The following is a 16,468-nucleotide window of genomic DNA, read 5'->3' as shown; positions in this document are numbered from 1 at the left end:
CAAAAGGGACGCCGTGGCGTCCCTTTCTGCATCCGGCTGCGTGCGCTACGACAGCCTCTGACAAAAACGTCAGTTACTTGGCGACAGGCATGGCATCGAAGGTGAGCAGTGCCGCCTTGTTGGCGTCGCTCAACACCAGCTGCTGGCCGCTGATCTGGAAGCTCGCCACTTTCTCCAGCGTCTGCAGGTAGAGCATCTCCTTGCCGGCCAGCTCGCCCATGCACATCATGCGGGTCGATCCCATGGGGCCCAGCGCCAGCACGCCGTCACCCTGCTGGGTGATGCTGCCGAAATAGCGGTTGCAGCCGCCTTTGCCCGCCACCTTGTCACCGGCCACTTGCAGGGTAAAGGTGTCGCCGCTCGCCCCTTGCAGTTGCCAGGTGGAGGCTTGCAGTTGTGTCAGTTTGGAACCAGTGGCCATGGCGCAGCCCCCCAGGGCCAGCGCGGCCAGCAGAGTCAGTTTCTTGTTCATGGATTCACCTCTCGATATCAGCGAAATAGGGGAAGAAACAGGATGATGGGGGCCTGTGTATCATGAGAGCGGAGCAAATCAAAACTGTTTTATTGTGATCGGGGTTCCCTTTACTAACAGCTGGCATGTGCCATGCTTGTATTCCTGTTCCGGACCCAGGGAGGGGAAAAGAATGGTCAAATCATCCGTCATCGCACTCGTCTCATGCCTCAGCCTCACCGCCCAGGCCGCCGACTGGGATTTCCTCAAGAACGACACCGACAGCCAGCTCTACGTCAAAAGCTACTCAGGCGTGCTGCTCGGCAGTCAGACTCATCACAACGACAGTTTCGATCTCTGGCTCATCAATACCGGCTATCAATATCCGCTGCACGATGGCGTCAGCCTCTACATGGAAGCAGGCCCTGCCATCGGCCCCAGCAGTGAGCAATCCGGTTACAACCTGAGCTCGGGAGTGCGCTATCAGCTCTCCCCCATGCTCAACATCGGCAGCCAGCTCAAACAGCTGGAGGTGAACAAGCCCAGCACCCTGCTGGAGCTCAACACCAGCCTGCTGCTGACCCCGCAACTGGCCATCACCGCCAACTACGGCGTCAGCGCCTTCAACACCGAACAATCCCTCAGCGTCGGGGTCGGCTTCAACTTCTAGCGAGATCAAATAAGCCGGGTGGCACTCACCAGCACGCCGTTGAGATCGGCGTAGACATAGTCACCCGGATGTATGGTCACCCCGGCAAACGACACCACCGCATCCAGCTCACCCAGCCCCCGCTTCTCGGTCTTGACCGGGCAGGGTGCCAGCGCCTTGACCCCCAGCGCCAGCGTCGCCAGCGTGCCCACGTCGCGCACGGCGCCGTAGATCACGATTCCTTCCCAGCCCTGCTCCGCCGCCTTGATCGCCAGCTGATCGCCGAGCAGGGCGCGGCGCAGGGAGCCACCGCCATCGATCACCATCACCCGCCCCTGCCCGGGCCGGTTGACCAGCTCCCGCACCAGGCTGTTGTCCTCGTAACAGGAGAGAGTGACCGCCTGGCCGTGAAACAGCGCCTTGCCACCGAAATTTTGAAACAGCGGCTCCGCCACCTGCAGGGCATCGCCGTACTCGTCACAGAGATCGGGCAGTAGATCCAGCATCATAAGTCTCCTTCCATGGACATGAATTCGCTCATTCTTTCATCAAGCAGAGCCCCTGACAATCCAGTGGGATTCAATTCTGCCCAGATGGTGTGGCTCCCCAGCCAGCAACACCGGCAACAGCCAGAGCTCCCCCTGCTCCACCCAATAGATGGCATTCTGACCAAAGCGGGCCGCCAGCCGGATGGCCTCGCTGCGCGGGCAGGCCAGTAGCAGCGACGACTCCTGCCATGTTTCATCCAGCGAACTGCCCCGGCAGGGCCCCATCACCTGCCCGCCAGGCATGGCTGCAATGGCTCGCCGCAAGGCCCGCTGACGGCGGGTATTGCGACGCATTCCCAGCTGGCGACTGGCCGGATTCCAAGCCGTCACTATGGCGTAGGCAGGCCATTTCGGCGCCGAAAAGGGTGCAATAAAGCAGATTTTTCTGTAGTTTTCCCACAAATTCATGTCAACCACATGTTACATTCCATTACATTTTATAGGGGCGAAAATGGGGGCAACCCCAAGTATCATGCTGTGAACTCAGGGTTTGACCTATATCAAACCAGAGTTAAAAAGTTGCTATCTGACGGCAAAGAGTGTTGTTATGCGCCTGTTAACTGATAAAATGCAGCCACTTTTGTAATGGACTACCTTTCCAGGCTTCTCTCGATCAGACTTATTGAGAGCCTATGTGTGGCACAGGGATGTTTGCCAACGCTGATGCCAAATTCGCGATAATCCGACCTGATATTCATACCCAGGATGACGTAATTAATTTTCAGGACCGGTCGGGTAACGCCAAAGAGTGTTAAAATTTAGATAATTAACTGATAAGAATCTGGGAATACTCATGCAAACACCACACATTCTGATCGTCGAAGACGAACTGGTCACTCGCAATACCCTGAAAAGCATCTTCGAGGCAGAGGGCTATATCGTGCTCGAAGCCAACAATGGCGACGAAATGCATCAGGCCCTGACTGCCCACACCATCAACCTGGTGATCATGGACATCAACCTGCCGGGCAAGAATGGCCTGCTGCTGGCTCGTGAGCTGCGTGAAGACGACAACATCGCCCTGATGTTCCTGACCGGTCGCGACAACGAAGTGGACAAGATCCTGGGTCTGGAAATCGGCGCCGACGATTACATCACCAAGCCGTTCAACCCCCGCGAGTTGACCATCCGTGCCCGCAACCTGCTGAGCCGCACCATGAACGTGGCCGCCGGTGGCGAAGAGAAGAAACTGGTGGAGCGTTACCTGTTCAACGGCTGGGCACTGGACATCAACAGCCGCGCCCTTGTCAGCCCGGCTGGAGACATGTTCAAGCTGCCGCGCTCCGAGTTCCGCGCCATGCTGCACTTCTGCGAAAACCCGGGCCAGATCCAGACCCGTGCCGAGCTGCTCAAGAAGATGACCGGCCGTGAGCTCAAGCCCCACGACCGTACCGTGGATGTCACCATCCGCCGCATCCGCAAGCACTTCGAGAGCGTCAACGACACCCCCGAGATCATCGCCACCATCCACGGCGAAGGCTATCGCTTCTGCGGCGAGCTGGAGCAGGAGTAATCCTCCCTCCCGAGTTGAAAAGGCGCCGATGGCGCCTTTTTCATTGCTGCTTATTTCAGGAGTGCCGGTCAGGCAGTGAGCCTCGCCCAGAAACGGATAACAAAAAGCCCACTCGCAGGAGTGGGCTTTTTGCATCAAGGCTGGAGCGGGCAGCGGGAATCGAACCCGCATCATCAGCTTGGAAGGCTGAGGTAATAGCCATTATACGATGCCCGCCTGGCATCAAAACTTGCTTGGTGTGATGGGGAAACCCCACGACAGACAGCCGTTTCGGCTGAGGTGACAACGGCCTTGGCCATTATCAGGAATTTGGAGCGGGTGATGGGAATCGAACCCACGTATGCAGCTTGGGAAGCTACCGTTCTACCATTGAACTACACCCGCGTCAGGGCCTCTACTATATGCATTTTGCCGCCGAGCGCAATCACCCCGATACGGTTTTTTACCATAAATCAATCTGTTCGACCAACTAATGAGCAGCAAGCCGCTTTTTCCATCAATCGTTTTCACCGGCCGGAATTTACAAGGTTGCCAAGCCTGGGGGGCGAGGATAGTCTTGCGCCACTCGACGCGAGGATGGTGGTAATGGATAAAAAAACGCAAAAACGACTCTATGGCTGGTTGCGCAATCAATCGAGCCACGGCCGGCGCTGGATCGGCCTCTCCATCGGCTTTGGCCTGGGGCAGGGCATCCTGATGGTGGCGCAGGCCTGGCTGCTGGCCACCCTGCTGCACGGCTTCATCATCGAAGACGCCACCCCGGCGGGATCCATTCCCCTCTTCATTACCCTGCTGCTGGTCACCCTTGGCAAAGCGGTGCTGGCCTATGGCCGCGAGGTGGCCAGCTTCAAGGCCGGCAGCGCGGTGCGCCAGGCCATCCGCGAGCTGGTGCTCACCCGCCTCGGCCGGTTGGGACCGGCCTACATCCAGCGTCGACCGGCCGGCAGCTGGGCCAGCCTGCTGCTGGAACAGATTGAAAACATGCAGGACTTCTTCTCCCGCTACCTGCCGCAGATGGCGATTGCCGTGTTCATTCCGGTGGTGATCCTGGTGGCCGTGTTCCCGGTCAACTGGGCCGCTGGTCTCATTCTGCTGGGCACGGCGCCCCTCATTCCGCTGTTCATGATCCTGGTGGGGGTCGGCGCCGCCGATGCCAACCGCCGCAACTTCCAGGCGCTGTCCCGTCTCTCCGGCCACTTCCTCGATCGCCTCAAGGGGCTGCGCACCCTGCAGCTCTTCATGCGCACCCAGGTGGAAGGGGATGCCATTCGCGATGCCTCGGAAGATTTTCGCGAACGCACCATGGAGGTGCTGCGCCTGGCCTTCCTCAGCACCGCCGTACTGGAGTTCTTCGCCGCCCTCTCGGTGGCGCTGGTGGCCGTCTACTTCGGTTTCTCCTATATCGATCACCTGAACTTCGGCCACTATGGCACCAAAGTTACCCTCTTTACCGGCCTGTTCGTGCTGTTTCTCGCTCCCGAGTTCTACGCCCCGCTGCGCGAGCTCGGCGCCCACTACCACGCCAAGGCGCAGGCCATCGGCGCCGCCGAACAGCTGCTGGAGTTCCTCGAGGCCGAGGTGAGTGAACCCGCCTCAGGCAATGCGCCGTTCCATGCAGACTCCCCCATCAGGGTGGAAGCCCGCGCCCTGGAGGTGCTGAGCGCCGAGGGCAAGGTGCTGGTCGGCCCCATCGACTTCACCCTGGAAGCGGGTTCACGCACCGCCCTCATCGGCATCAGCGGCGCCGGCAAGAGCTCGCTGGTCAACGCCCTGCTCGGCTTTGCCCCCTATCGCGGCGAGCTCAAGGTCAACGGCCAGGAGCTGGCCAGCCTAGACATGAGCCAGTGGCGCAGGCAGCTGGGCTGGCTCTCCCAGAACCCGCAGCTGTTCCACGCCTCGCTGCGTGACAATCTGCTGCTGGCCAACCCATCCGCCAATGACGGCGAACTGGAAGAGGCCCTGAAACGGGCCCAGGCATGGGAGTTCGCCATGGAGAAGGGACTCGACTATGCGGTGGGAGATCAGGCCGGCGGCCTCTCGGTCGGCCAGGCCCAGCGCCTGGCACTGGCCCGTACCCTGCTCAAGTCCACCCAGCTGATGGTGCTGGACGAGCCGACCGCCAGCCTGGATCGCCACTCCGAGCGAGCCATCATGACCACGCTGGAGCAGGTCATCGCCAACCAGACCCTGCTGATGATCACCCACCGCCTCGATCAGCTCACCAAGATGGACCAGATCCTGGTGCTGGAGCGTGGCAAGCTGGTGGAGCAAGGCAACTTCCAGCAACTCAGCACCGCGCAGGGGCCGTTTGCCCGCCTGCTCTCCCAACGTAACGAGGGTTCTCTCGATGACTGATCTCTTGCCGTTTCTGCGCCTCTATCGCCAGCACTGGCTCAGCCTCTCCATCGGTCTGCTGCTGGCCCTGGTCACCCTGGCGGCCGGGATGGGACTGCTGTCGCTCTCCGGCTGGTTCCTCTCCGCCGCCGCCGTGGCGGGGCTGACGGCGGCCACCCGCGATCACTTCAACTACATGACGCCGGCCGGCGGGGTGCGCTTCTTCTCCATCATCCGCACTGCCGGCCGCTGGGGTGAGCGAGTGGTGAGCCACGACGCCACCTTCCGGGTACTGACCCGGCTGCGGGTCTGGTTCTGGCAAAAGCTCTCGCCGCTCTCCACTGGCGCCCTGGCAGGCTTTCGCCAGGCGGACCTGCTCAACCGGCTGGTGGCCGACATCGACGCCATGGACCACGTCTACCTGCGGCTGGTCACCCCCATCGGGGCGGCCCTGCTCAGCACTGCCGGTCTGGTGCTCTTTCTCTCCTTCTTTGACAGTGAGCTGGCCCTCACCCTGGGCGCCATCCTGCTGTTTGGCATGATTGCCCTGCCGCTGGTGTTCTATTTCCTCGGTCGCAAGCCCGGACAGGCGCTGATAGCGGAAAAATCGCGCCTGCGTACCCGTCTGGTGGACTATCTGGACGGCCAGGCCGAGCTGCAGATGTTTGCCGCCGCCCCCCGGGCGCGCGACGAGCTGCAGCAGGCCGAGCAGGCGCTGATCCAGGCCCAGGCCCGCATGGCCCGGGTGAGCGGGCTGGCCAACGGCTCGGTGCAACTGCTGAGCGGCTGGACCCTCACCCTGATGCTGTGGCTGGCCGGTCACGGGGTGGCGGGCGCCGCACCTGATCCCATCACGGCGCTGATGGTGTTCGCCACCCTGGCCAGCTTCGAGGCGCTGATGCCGCTGGCCGGTGCCTTCCAGCACCTCTCCACCAGCCTCACCTCGGCCCGCCGCCTCAACGAGATCCTGCAAGAGGCCAAGGCCCCCGAGTGGGGCCACGAAGAGCGCCACGCGCCACAGGGGGCGCTGCAGATAAGCGACCTTTATTTCAGCTACCCGGGCAACCCGCAGCCGGTGCTGCGCGGCTGCACCCTGCAGCTGCAGGCCGGCGAGAAGCTGGCGCTGCTGGGCCAGACCGGCTGTGGCAAGTCCACTCTGATGGGACTGCTGACCCGCGAATGGCACCCGCAGGCTGGCAAGATCCTGCTCGATGACAAGCCGCTCACCGACTACAGCGAAGGGGCGCTGCGCGCCTCCCTCTCGGTGGTGAGCCAGCGGGTGCACCTGTTTGCCGATACCCTGCGCGGCAACCTCAAGCTGGCCGCCCCCCATGCCAGTGACGAGCAGCTGGTGCAGGTGCTGACCCAGGTCGGCCTCGCCAACCTGCTGGAAGATGACAACGGCCACAGCGACAACGGGCTCGATGCCTGGCTGGGGGATGGCGGCCGGCCGCTCTCCGGTGGCGAGCGCCGCCGCATCGGCATCGCCCGCGCCCTGCTGCACGACGCGCCGCTCTGGCTGCTGGATGAGCCGACCGAAGGGCTCGACAGCCAGACCGAGCGGGAGATCATGGAACTGTTGTTCCGGCTGGGGGCGGATCGCACCCTGCTGCTCATATCCCACCGTTTGCTGGGACTGGAGCAGATGGACCGGATCGCCCTGATGGAAGAGGGGCAGATCCGCCTCTGCGCCCCCCATCAGGCGCTGCTGGCGGACGACTACTACCGCAGCCTGCATCAGCGGCTGGCGCCGGCCTGATGAGCAACGAGAGAGGGGCGCCCGGTGCGCCCCTCTCTCATGACAGCAGGCCAGTCATCTTTGCCGGCAGCGTGAAGCCGCACAGGCAACACACAGCCGGCTCCTGGTCACACCCCGTCCATACGGCTAAAAATGGGGCTGGTCGCCACCGTCGACTGGCCCCTATAATGGCCCCTTCGTTATTCCACAAGATGCCGACATGGAGCGCCTGCGCCTTGCTACTGTCCTCATCACCGACACAAGATACGAGACGATGAAACGCCTGATCCTGATGATGCCCCTGATTGCCTCCGGCTGCGCCGACTTTGCCTTCAACAGCAATCTGGACAAAGAGAACTTCGACGAGTACTTCAAGCCGGGCAGCGTTCAGATCTATGAACAGGGCCAGCTGGCCGATCTCAACTACCTCTACCTCGGCACCGTCGAAGGAGAGTCCTGCCAGAGCGATGCCAAGCAGCCGATCCCCAACGCCGGTGAGGCCCGTACCCTGGCCCGCCGCCGCGTGGCCGACATGGGCGGCAACGGCGTCACCTTCGACAAGTGCGCCGAATTCAGCGACACCCCGGGTTGCCTGAAACAGGTGATCTGCTACGGTCAGGCGCTGAAAGTCGCCACCGAGAAATAAGCGTCAACTGCAAGGAGCCTGCATGGCACTAGCCATCGTTCGCCTCGGCACACCCCGCCTGCCCGACGAGGGACTGCGGATCGGCACAGTGCGCCGCCCGCCCCGCGGCGTGCCCAAAACCGAGTTTGCCAGCCAGGATTGGTACGACGTCTGGTTCCCCAATCTCGCCCCCAGCAACGACACCATGAAGCTGGGCCAGGCTGCCGAGACGCCCGCCCAGTGGAGCGCCTTCTGCAAACAGTACAAGGCAGAGCTGGCCACTCCCGCCGCCAGGCACGATCTGGCGCTGCTGGCCGCCCTCTCCCACACCACCAACCTGTCGGTGGGCTGTTACTGCGAGCAGGAGTCCCGCTGTCATCGCGCCATCTTGCGCGAGCAACTGACCGCCGCCGGCGCCGCCATGCGCGCCGAATAACGCCGCTCACATCAGACAGAAAAGGGCATCTTGCGATGCCCTTTTGCTTTGCTGCCGCACTTGTTGGCCTCTAGCGGACCAGCTGACGCAGCCGCGCCTCCTGCTCGGCGGTGATGCCGACGGCCACCACAGCGTCCGGCGCGCCGGCCAGCCACTCGGCCACATCCGCCACCGTCTCCTCCAGCGGCCGAAAATTGAGGCCCTGTACGATGGCCGCCTCGGCGCTGATGAGGCCATAGCCGGCATACTCGGGCTGCGCATTGGGCAACAGGGTCGGGTAGCTCTGCCAAGGCTCCACCCCGGCGGCCAGCAGCGCGGGCCAGGGCGCCCACTCGGGCAGGATCGCAGTGGCGGGGGCCAGCCTGGCGGCCAGGCGATCCACCCAGTCGCTCAGCGCGATACCCGGCTTGACCAGGTTGAAGATGCCGCTCAATTGCTGCTCGGCGGCCCGCAGCACGAATTCGGCGCAGTCGCGCACGTCCAGATATTGCAACCGATCTTCCCCCTGCCCCGGCAGCAGCCAGGGGCCGCCTCGCTGCACCCGCGTGATCCACCAGGTCAGCCGACCGGTGGGATCATGGGGGCCGCACAGGACGCCTGGGCGCAAGATGCAGAGCCGCTCGCCCCAGCGGGCACGATAGGTCGCCTCGCACAGCACCTTGAGGGGACCGTAATCTTCCGGCAGCTCCCCCTCGGCAATCTCGTGCAGCGGCGCCGACTCGTCCTGCCCGGGTTGGGCGAAGTCGCGATAGACGCTGATGGTGGAGATGAAGATCAACCGCTCGCAGCGCCCGAGCAGGGCGGCCGACAGGCTCGCCGCCTGTTCGGGACGATAGCAGCAGGTATCGATGGCCAGATCCCAGCCATCCTGATGGTGATGCAGCGGGGTCAGGTCCTGCTCCCGGTCCCCCTGCAGCTGGGTGAGCTCGCGCCAGTCCGGGTGCTGGCGTCGGCCGCGATTGAACAAGGTCACCTCGTGGCCCCAGTCCAGCGCCAGTGAGGCGAGATGGCGACCCAGAAATCCGGTGCCGCCGATGATCAGCAGTTTCATCCCTGTCTCTCCTGTGCGGCGCGGCCCATCCTCGATGGCCACGCCGGTTGTGCGGGCCCGCCCTGCCGACGGACCTTTCACTCTTCCTGCGCTCACCCTACGCAAGTTGGCGGCATGATACAGCCTTCGGGCGGCCGGGATGGGAGCAAGATCACGGCAAGCGGGCAAGCCTGCGTTTTAAGGGCCGCTGTGCTACATTGCCGGGGTTTTCAGTCAGGATCCGCCATGAAGTTCGAAATCGACACCCTGGGTATCATCCGCTCTCCCTACAAGGAGAAGTTCACCATCCCGCGCCAGCCCGGTCTGGTCAAATCGGCCCGCGCCCGCCTCGAGCTGCTGCCCCCCTACGATCAGCCGGACGTGCTGCGCGGCATCGAGCAGTTCTCCCACCTCTGGCTCAGCTTCGTGTTTCACCAGACCATGGAGCAGGGCTGGCACCCGACGGTGCGCCCGCCGCGCCTGGGCGGCAACGAGCGGGTCGGGGTGTTTGCCACCCGCTCCACCTTTCGTCCCAACCCCCTCGGCCTCTCGGTGGTCGAGCTGCACGGGGTCGGCCGTGCGCGCGGCAAACTCTGGCTCGAACTGGGGGCGGTGGATCTGCTCGATGGCACCCCCATCGTCGACATCAAGCCCTATGTTCCCTATGCCGACAGCCTGCCGGATGCCCGCGGCGGTTTCGCCCCCGACGCCCCCACCCCGCCGCTGGCGGTGAGTTTCAGCCCAGAGGCAGAACTGCAGCTGCAACCCTGGCTCAAGGCCCACCCCGAGCTGCGCCTGCTGGTGAGCGAAGTGCTGGCCCAGGATCCCCGCCCCGCCTACAAGAAGGGCAAGCCGGATGACAAGGAGTACGGCGTCAGGCTGTTTGACTGCAACGTGCGCTTTCGCATCAGCGAGCCCAGTTGTCTGGTGCTCGCCATCGAGCCGGCCCAGTGAGCCAGCCATAAAAAAACCACCCGTTCGGGTGGTTTTTTGTCAGTCGTGATCCTTGTGCCTGAGGGCAATCTGGCGGAATTCCTCCTCGCAGGCGAGGAAGGCGTCGACGATGGCCGGATCGAAATGGCGGCCACGCCCCTCCACTATGATGGTTCTGGCCTGCTCATGGCTGAAGGCGGGCTTGTAGACCCGTTTTGAGATGAGGGCGTCGTAGACATCCGCCAGCGCCATCAGCCGCCCCGACAAGGGGATCGCCTCCCCCGCCAGCCCGGCCGGATAGCCGCTGCCATCCCACTTCTCGTGGTGAGTGAGGGAGATCTCCCGCGCCAGCCGCAGGAAGGAGTTGGAGCCGAGCTGGGCTTCGGCGCTCGCCAGCGCATCGGCGCCAATCTGGGGGTGGCGCTTCATGATGGCGAACTCCTCGTCCGTCAGCTTGCCCGGCTTGAGCAGGATGGCATCGGGAATGCCCACCTTGCCCACGTCGTGCAGCGGCGCCGACTTGAACAGCAGATCGATGGTGGCATCGTCCAGCGGATAGCGCTCCCAGTCGCTGCGGCTCAGTTGCTCCGCCAGCACCTTGACGTAGAACTGGGTGCGGATGATGTGGGCGCCGGTCTCGTTGTCGCGGGTCTCCGCCAGCGAGGCGAGCCCCAGGATGGCCACGTCCCGGGTCAGGTTGAGCTCGTCCTGGCGCGCCTTCAGCTCGCCGATCATCTGGTTGGTGCCGGCAGCAATCAGACCGAACTCATCGTCCCGGATCACCGGCACTCGCGCCTCCAGATCGCCGCACTGCACCTGCGCCATGGCGCGAGTCTGATGCATCAGGGATAGGGTCAGGTTACGGCCATAGCCGCGAATGATGAGCCAGAGATAACCGAAGGTCACCACCATCACGAAGGCGATCTCCAGCAAGATGTAGTGCTGGGCATCGAGCCGCGGCAGGCTCTTGTCCACCGTGACCAGCCACTCCAGATCCTTGTTGAACAGCAGGAAGAACACAGCGCCAAGCAGGGTCAGGGTGGTGAAGGCGAACAGGGAGAACTTGCGGGAAACCGGCATGGCCAGCGGCTGGTTCAGCACCAGACAGGCCTGATGTTCCCGCAGCTTGGCCCGCTGCCAGTCCCGCTGCAGCGACAGATCCGCCGCCACCAGGAAGCCCAGGGTGCTCATCCCCAGCAGGATCTTGAGGTGGCTCTCCAGCGGAAAATCATACCGGATGCCGTTGTAGCCAGAGAGCAGCAAGGCCCCCAGCAGGTAGAAGCCCACCTCCAGCCCGAAGCCTCCCAGCCCCTGACCGGACAGCGTCACCTTGCGCAGCAGCTGATCGCGCAGGACAAACATGATGGCGAAGGTCACCAGCGCGGGCCCCAGCAGTTGGGGCAGCGTCAGGCTCTCCAGGAATGGGCAGACCTGCAGCCCGTAAAGACAAAACAGTGACAGCGTCACCCCGTAGTGAAGGGCAGAGCGCCCCGTGATCCTCTGCATGATTCCACCCAAACCTTATCGTCATGATGGTGGGGAGATGACCCCGCCCCTCACAGGCGCCGCAACAGCAGGCTCCCGATCGAATAGCCGGCGCCAAACGAGCAGAGCACACCGCGGGCCCCCGCGGGAAGGTCGCGATTGTACAGATGGAACGCGATAATGGAACCCGCCGAGCTGGTGTTGCCGTAGCTGTCGAGGATCACCGGCGCCTCCTGCTGGCTGGCGTCATGGCCGAGCAGCTTGCGGGCGATGAACTGGTTCATGGTGAGGTTGGCCTGATGGAGCCAGAGCCGGCTCAGGGAATCCGCCGCCCAGCCCTGCTCATCGAGCTGGCCGGCGATCTGGTCGCACACCAGCGGCAGCACCTCCTTGAACACCTTGCGACCCTGCTGGCGGAACAGCTTGTCATCGCCGTAGCGGGTGCGCGGGCTGAGCCGGTTTAAAAAGCCGAAGTTGTTGCGGATGTTGTTGGAGTACTGGGTCACCAGCTTGCTCGCCACCAGTTGCCAGGGGTTGGCCGCCTGGCAATCGGCCTCCCGCTCCAGCAGCACGGCGGTGCAGGCGTCACCGAAGATGAAGTGGCTGTCCCGATCGCGAAAATTGAGGTGCCCAGAGCAGATCTCCGGATTGACCACCAGCGCGAGTCTGGCAGTGCCGGCCGCCAGCATGTCTGCCGCCGTCTTGATGCCGAAGGTGGCGGAGGAGCAGGCCACGTTCATGTCAAAGGCCATGCCGCTCGCCCCCAGATAGTGCTGCAGCTCGATGGAGAGCGCCGGATAGGGGCGCGGCATGTTGGAGGCAGCCACTATCACCAGATCTATTTCCCCCGGCTCGCGACCGGCGGCAATCAGCGCCTGCTCGGCGGCGGCCACCGCCATCTCCACCATGATGGAGGGCTTGTCATCGGGTCGCTCCGCCATCAATGGTTGCATGATGTCGGGATCCAGCACCCCCTCCTTGCTCACCAGATAACGGCTCTTGATGCCGGAGGCCTTCTCGATGAACTCGCTGCTCGAGTGCTGTTTGGCGGGCAGCTGGCCGGCGTCGATGGCGGAGGCGTTCTCCTCGTTGTAGAGATCCACGTACTGGTTGAAGGCGGCCACCAGCGCTTCGTTGCTGACGGCAAAGGGAGGGGTATAGAGGCCTGAGCCACTGATCACGATAGAGGTCATCTTTGCTCCTCGCCGGGTTCACTCCCGGCTTGTTGGTCTGTTCGGGTAGAGAGAGTCACAGCTGGTCAATGGCCGCAGCCAGACCCGCCAGAGTCAGCGGGTGCATGCGCCCGCCGATCAATTCGTTCATCAACTTGATGGAAGGGTGCCAGAGCCACTCCCGGCGCGGGGTGGGATTGATCCACACCAGCTTGGGAAAATGCTGCTGCAGGCGGGCCAACCACACCTGGCCGGCCTCCTCGTTCCAATATTCGACGCTGCCGCCGGGCCAGGTGATCTCGTAGGGGCCCATGGTGGCATCCCCCACCAGGATCACCTTGTAGTCGCTGCCGTAGGTGCGCAGCAGGCGCAGGGTGTCGAAGCGCTCCTCGTGCCTGCGGGCGTTGTCTCGCCAGACAAAGTCGTAGAGACAGTTGTGAAAATAGAAGTACTCCAGGTGCTTGAACTCGTGGCGCAGAGCAGAAAAGAGCCGCTGCACCTCGGCCACGTGAGCATCCATGGAGCCTCCCACGTCGAAGAAGACCAGCAGCTTGACCCCGTTGTGGCGCTCGGGTCTGAGCTTCACATCGAGCCAGCCCTGTCTGGCCGTGCTCCGGATGGTGTCATCGAGATCCAGCTCGTCGGGGTTGCCCTTGCGCACCCAGCGCCTGAGTTTGCGCAGCGCCAGCTGGATGGCCCGTTGTCCCAGAGGGGAATCGTCGCTGAAGTTGCGATAATGGCGCGCCTCCCACACCTTGACCGCCTTGCCATGCTGGCCCTCTCCCCCCATGCGGATCCCTTCCGGGTGAAAACCGCCGTGGCCGAACGGGCTGCGGCCCCCCGTGCCCACCCACTTGTTGCCGCCGGCGTGACGCTCCTTCTGCTCGTTCAAGCGCTGGTTGAGGGTCGCCAGCAGTTGGTCCAGCCCGCCAAGGGATTGGAGCAACGCCTTCTCCTCGGCGCTCAGCAGCCGTTCGAACTCCTTGCGCAGCCACTCATCGGGCAGGCTCTCCGGCAGCAGGGGGATGGCGGCCAACCCCTCGTAATACTCGGCGAAGGCGCGATCGAAGCGATCGTAGTGAGCCTCGTCTTTTACCAGCAAGCAGCGGGCGAGCTGGTAGAACTCGTCCATGTCGAGACTGGCCAGCCGGGCTGCCAGCGCCCCGTGCAAGTCCAGCAGTTCGCGCAGACTGCAGGGGAGCTGGTGGCGGCGCAGGTAGGTAAAAAAATCGATCAGCATCTAGCTACCACGGCGGGCCAGAAAGGCGAGCTTCTCAAAGAGATGCAGGTCCTGCTCGGTCTTGAGCAGGGCGCCGTAGAGGGCGGGCACCAGCTTGCCCGGCTCGCGGGCGCGCATCGCCTCGGGGGCGATGTCGTCAGCCAACAGCAGCCGGATCCAGTCCAAGAGTTCCGAGGTGGAGGGTTTCTTGCGCAGCCCCTCTACTTCCCGCAGCTCGAAGAAGAGATCCATCGCCTCACCGAGCAGGCTCTCCTTGAGGTCGGGGTAGTGAAGTTTGACGATGGCCTGCATCTCGGCCTTGACGGGGAAGCGGATGTAGTGAAAGAAACAGCGGCGCAGGAAGGCATCCGGCAGCTCTTTTTCATTGTTGGAGGTGATGATGACCACTGGGCGCTGGCGGGCCTTGACCCGCTCGCCGGTCTCGTAGACGTCGAACTCCATCCGATCGAGCTCCTGCAGCAGATCGTTGGGAAACTCGATGTCCGCCTTGTCGATTTCATCGATAAGCAGCACAGGACGCTGGTCGGCAGTGAAAGCCTGCCACAGCTTGCCGCGGCGGATGTAGTGGCTGATCTCTCCCACCCTGGGGTCGCCGAGCTGGGAGTCGCGCAGCCTGGCCACCGCATCGTACTCATATAGCCCCTGCTGAGCCTTGGTGGTGGATTTGATGTGCCAGGCGATAAGCTCGGTGCCCAGATGGCTGGCCACGGCCTCTGCCAACTCGGTCTTGCCTGTGCCGGGTTCACCCTTGATGAGCAGCGGCTTTTCCAGCACGATGGCGGCATTGACCGCCATCTTGAGCGCCTCTGAGGCGAGATAGCGATCGCTTCCTGCAAATCCCATAACGTCCATTCCTTTGACGACGAGAGACCTTTTCGCGAGGGAGGTCTCAATAAGAAAGAATAAGCTCTATATCTTGTAATAACATATTGTTATAACAAATCGTCACTTCTCATTCAGAAACCACAGGGTAATCTTGTTTCATCGCCGTAACAAACAGGGATAGCACCATGAGCAAAATTTTTGAGGACAACAGCCAGACCATAGGTCACACCCCTCTGGTTCGTCTCAACCGTGTTACCAAGGGCCGCGTGCTGGCCAAGATTGAGAGCCGAAACCCGAGCTTCAGCGTCAAGTGCCGTATCGGCGCCAACCTGATCTGGGATGCCGAGAAGCGCGGCGTTCTGACCAAGGGCAAGGAGATCATCGAACCCACCAGCGGCAACACGGGTATTGCTCTGGCCTTCGTGGCCGCCGCCCGTGGCTATCCCATCACATTGACCATGCCGGCCACCATGAGCCTGGAACGCCGCAAGCTGCTCAAGGCACTCGGTGCCAACCTGGTGCTGACCGAAGGGCCGCTCGGCATGAAGGGGGCCATTGCCAAGGCCAACGAGATCCTCGAGTCCGAGCCCGGCAAATACGTGCTGCTGCAACAGTTTGAAAACCCGGCCAACCCGGAAATCCACGAGAAGACCACTGGTCCCGAGATCTGGGATGCCACCGATGGTGACGTGGATGTGTTCGTGGCCGGCGTCGGTACCGGCGGCACCATTACCGGTGTCTCCCGCTACCTGAAACAGACCAAGGGCAAGGCAGTGGTCTCCGTTGCCGTCGAACCGAGCGAATCGCCGGTGATCAGCCAGCGTCTGGCCGGTCTTGAAATCAAACCGGGCCCCCACAAGATCCAGGGTATTGGTGCCGGCTTCATCCCGGGCAACCTGGACCTCACCCTGCTGGATCGTGTCGAGCAGGTAAGCAGCGATGACGCCATTGAAATGGCGCGCCGCCTGATGGAAGAGGAAGGCATTCTGGCCGGCATCAGCTCAGGTGCCGCCGTGGTGGCCGCAGCCCGGCTGGCCGAGCTGCCGGAGTTTGAAGGCAAGACCATAGTGGTCATCCTGCCGAGCGCTGCCGAGCGCTACCTCTCCAGCGCCCTGTTTGCCGGGGTGTTCAGCGAACAAGAGCTGCAGCAATAAGTGATCGGATTATTTCAAAACAACGGCGCTCCCAGGAGCGCCGTTTCTTTATGGGCTAGACTGAGCACTTGGCAGCGCCAGTCGACCCCTTATTTTTCGGGGTAAAATAACAAGCAAACCAGTGACGAAAAAAGCAGACATTCTGTGATAAATCTCATATCCTGTGCCGCGTCACGAGGTGTTTGCCGACTAGGTATCACAAAGTAACAAAGTGTTATTTTTCGTTATAAAATAATTTCAGGCCAGCATTGACGCGGCTTGTAGCGCGATAACGGAAAAGAGTTGAGGCAGACACCGAATACTGCACAGAAAATTGACCTGGATTAAACCATTGC

General features: G+C 62.5%; 16 protein-coding genes and 2 tRNA genes. 8 read left to right on the top strand and 10 right to left on the bottom strand.

Annotation, left to right across the window (positions count from 1 at the left end; translation table 11 throughout):
• Positions 1-73 precede the first annotated feature (73 nt).
• Positions 74-472 (bottom strand): META domain-containing protein, encoded by a 399-nt coding sequence (locus AB5Y81_RS11580; protein WP_139753136.1) that lies wholly within the window; start codon positions 470-472, stop codon positions 74-76.
• Positions 473-644: 172 nt separating this feature from the next.
• Between AB5Y81_RS11580 and AB5Y81_RS11575 the strand changes: the two genes are divergently transcribed.
• Positions 645-1,121 (top strand): hypothetical protein, encoded by a 477-nt coding sequence (locus AB5Y81_RS11575; RefSeq protein ID WP_195878900.1) that lies wholly within the window; start codon positions 645-647, stop codon positions 1,119-1,121.
• A gap of 5 nt (positions 1,122-1,126) precedes the next feature.
• Here AB5Y81_RS11575 and AB5Y81_RS11570 read toward each other — a convergent pair whose 3' ends face one another.
• Both AB5Y81_RS11570 and AB5Y81_RS11565 read right to left on the bottom strand, forming a co-directional pair.
• Complete coding sequence (locus AB5Y81_RS11570; protein ID WP_010633331.1) at positions 1,127-1,606, bottom strand: putative 4-hydroxy-4-methyl-2-oxoglutarate aldolase; 480 nt, start codon at positions 1,604-1,606, stop codon at positions 1,127-1,129.
• Between the two features lie 42 nt (positions 1,607-1,648).
• A complete protein-coding gene (locus tag AB5Y81_RS11565) occupies positions 1,649-2,065 on the bottom strand; it encodes a DUF3293 domain-containing protein (protein WP_279485480.1) in 417 nt (138 codons plus the stop codon).
• Positions 2,066-2,441: 376 nt separating this feature from the next.
• Between AB5Y81_RS11565 and arcA the strand changes: the two genes are divergently transcribed.
• Entirely contained in the window at positions 2,442-3,161 is a 720-nt protein-coding gene (gene arcA / locus AB5Y81_RS11560; RefSeq protein WP_010633329.1) for a two-component system response regulator ArcA, read from the top strand.
• Positions 3,162-3,302: 141 nt separating this feature from the next.
• Here arcA and AB5Y81_RS11555 read toward each other — a convergent pair.
• Together AB5Y81_RS11555 and AB5Y81_RS11550 are read right to left on the bottom strand one after the other, a co-directional pair.
• A tRNA-Gly gene (locus tag AB5Y81_RS11555) sits at positions 3,303-3,377 on the bottom strand.
• Between the two features lie 94 nt (positions 3,378-3,471).
• A tRNA-Gly gene (locus AB5Y81_RS11550) sits at positions 3,472-3,545 on the bottom strand.
• A 201-nt stretch (positions 3,546-3,746) separates the two neighbouring features.
• Here AB5Y81_RS11550 and cydD point away from each other — a divergent pair.
• From cydD to AB5Y81_RS11530, 4 genes are all read left to right on the top strand, one after another.
• Entirely contained in the window at positions 3,747-5,516 is a 1,770-nt protein-coding gene (cydD, locus tag AB5Y81_RS11545) for a cysteine/glutathione ABC transporter permease/ATP-binding protein CydD (RefSeq protein ID WP_279485479.1), read from the top strand.
• A complete protein-coding gene (gene cydC, locus AB5Y81_RS11540; protein ID WP_279485478.1) occupies positions 5,509-7,254 on the top strand; it encodes a cysteine/glutathione ABC transporter ATP-binding protein/permease CydC in 1,746 nt (581 codons plus the stop codon). The genes cydD and cydC overlap by 8 nt, the downstream gene beginning before the upstream one ends.
• 253 nt (positions 7,255-7,507) lie before the next feature.
• Positions 7,508-7,879: an Rcs stress response system protein RcsF gene (gene rcsF / locus AB5Y81_RS11535; protein WP_010633326.1), complete on the top strand. Its 372-nt coding sequence runs from the start codon at positions 7,508-7,510 to the stop codon at positions 7,877-7,879.
• 22 nt (positions 7,880-7,901) lie between these two features.
• Positions 7,902-8,294 (top strand): DUF488 domain-containing protein, encoded by a 393-nt coding sequence (locus tag AB5Y81_RS11530; protein WP_005303108.1) that lies wholly within the window; start codon positions 7,902-7,904, stop codon positions 8,292-8,294.
• Positions 8,295-8,364: 70 nt separating this feature from the next.
• On the opposite strand, the gene AB5Y81_RS11525 is transcribed toward AB5Y81_RS11530, so the two are convergent.
• The gene (locus tag AB5Y81_RS11525) at positions 8,365-9,345 is read right to left on the bottom strand and encodes an NAD-dependent epimerase/dehydratase family protein (RefSeq protein WP_017786367.1); all 981 of its coding nucleotides are present in this window, start codon (positions 9,343-9,345) and stop codon (positions 8,365-8,367) included.
• A 225-nt stretch (positions 9,346-9,570) separates the two neighbouring features.
• Between AB5Y81_RS11525 and tsaA the strand changes: the two genes are divergently transcribed.
• Entirely contained in the window at positions 9,571-10,278 is a 708-nt protein-coding gene (gene tsaA, locus AB5Y81_RS11520) for a tRNA (N6-threonylcarbamoyladenosine(37)-N6)-methyltransferase TrmO (RefSeq protein ID WP_279485477.1), read from the top strand.
• 39 nt (positions 10,279-10,317) lie between these two features.
• Here the strand turns inward: tsaA and AB5Y81_RS11515 are convergent, their stop codons facing one another.
• Genes AB5Y81_RS11515 through AB5Y81_RS11500 form a run of 4 tightly spaced genes read right to left on the bottom strand, consistent with a single transcriptional unit; the run spans position 10,318 to position 14,997 of the window.
• Positions 10,318-11,763: an HD domain-containing phosphohydrolase gene (locus tag AB5Y81_RS11515; protein WP_279485476.1), complete on the bottom strand. Its 1,446-nt coding sequence runs from the start codon at positions 11,761-11,763 to the stop codon at positions 10,318-10,320.
• 50 nt (positions 11,764-11,813) lie between these two features.
• Positions 11,814-12,935 (bottom strand): beta-ketoacyl-ACP synthase III, encoded by a 1,122-nt coding sequence (locus AB5Y81_RS11510; RefSeq protein ID WP_126881379.1) that lies wholly within the window; start codon positions 12,933-12,935, stop codon positions 11,814-11,816.
• A 55-nt stretch (positions 12,936-12,990) separates the two neighbouring features.
• Positions 12,991-14,154 (bottom strand): VWA domain-containing protein, encoded by a 1,164-nt coding sequence (locus AB5Y81_RS11505; RefSeq protein ID WP_279485475.1) that lies wholly within the window; start codon positions 14,152-14,154, stop codon positions 12,991-12,993.
• The gene (locus tag AB5Y81_RS11500; protein WP_017765111.1) at positions 14,155-14,997 is read right to left on the bottom strand and encodes a MoxR family ATPase; all 843 of its coding nucleotides are present in this window, start codon (positions 14,995-14,997) and stop codon (positions 14,155-14,157) included.
• 167 nt (positions 14,998-15,164) lie between these two features.
• Here AB5Y81_RS11500 and cysK point away from each other — a divergent pair, with 167 nt between their 5' ends.
• A complete protein-coding gene (cysK, locus tag AB5Y81_RS11495) occupies positions 15,165-16,133 on the top strand; it encodes a cysteine synthase A (protein ID WP_005303122.1) in 969 nt (322 codons plus the stop codon).
• Positions 16,134-16,468: the final 335 nt, after the last annotated feature.

The organism is Aeromonas sp. s2 (assembly GCF_040907935.1).
GTDB classification, from domain to species: domain Bacteria; phylum Pseudomonadota; class Gammaproteobacteria; order Enterobacterales; family Aeromonadaceae; genus Aeromonas; species Aeromonas dhakensis.
The sequence above is the reverse complement of the archived record's forward strand: the minus strand, read 5'-3'. Positions and strand labels throughout refer to the sequence as shown.

Coding starts and splice junctions, on each gene's coding strand:
- AB5Y81_RS11530 (WP_005303108.1), top strand. CDS start 7,902: ATGGCACTAGCCATCGTTCGCCTCGGCACACCCCGCCTGCCCGACGAG.
- AB5Y81_RS11570 (WP_010633331.1), bottom strand. CDS start 1,606: ATGCTGGATCTACTGCCCGATCTCTGTGACGAGTACGGCGATGCCCTG.
- tsaA (WP_279485477.1), top strand. CDS start 9,571: ATGAAGTTCGAAATCGACACCCTGGGTATCATCCGCTCTCCCTACAAG.
- cydD (WP_279485479.1), top strand. CDS start 3,747: ATGGATAAAAAAACGCAAAAACGACTCTATGGCTGGTTGCGCAATCAA.
- AB5Y81_RS11505 (WP_279485475.1), bottom strand. CDS start 14,154: ATGCTGATCGATTTTTTTACCTACCTGCGCCGCCACCAGCTCCCCTGC.
- cysK (WP_005303122.1), top strand. CDS start 15,165: ATGAGCAAAATTTTTGAGGACAACAGCCAGACCATAGGTCACACCCCT.
- AB5Y81_RS11525 (WP_017786367.1), bottom strand. CDS start 9,345: ATGAAACTGCTGATCATCGGCGGCACCGGATTTCTGGGTCGCCATCTC.
- AB5Y81_RS11510 (WP_126881379.1), bottom strand. CDS start 12,935: ATGACCTCTATCGTGATCAGTGGCTCAGGCCTCTATACCCCTCCCTTT.
- AB5Y81_RS11580 (WP_139753136.1), bottom strand. CDS start 472: ATGAACAAGAAACTGACTCTGCTGGCCGCGCTGGCCCTGGGGGGCTGC.
- arcA (WP_010633329.1), top strand. CDS start 2,442: ATGCAAACACCACACATTCTGATCGTCGAAGACGAACTGGTCACTCGC.
- AB5Y81_RS11575 (WP_195878900.1), top strand. CDS start 645: ATGGTCAAATCATCCGTCATCGCACTCGTCTCATGCCTCAGCCTCACC.
- cydC (WP_279485478.1), top strand. CDS start 5,509: ATGACTGATCTCTTGCCGTTTCTGCGCCTCTATCGCCAGCACTGGCTC.
- rcsF (WP_010633326.1), top strand. CDS start 7,508: ATGAAACGCCTGATCCTGATGATGCCCCTGATTGCCTCCGGCTGCGCC.
- AB5Y81_RS11515 (WP_279485476.1), bottom strand. CDS start 11,763: ATGCAGAGGATCACGGGGCGCTCTGCCCTTCACTACGGGGTGACGCTG.
- AB5Y81_RS11500 (WP_017765111.1), bottom strand. CDS start 14,997: ATGGGATTTGCAGGAAGCGATCGCTATCTCGCCTCAGAGGCGCTCAAG.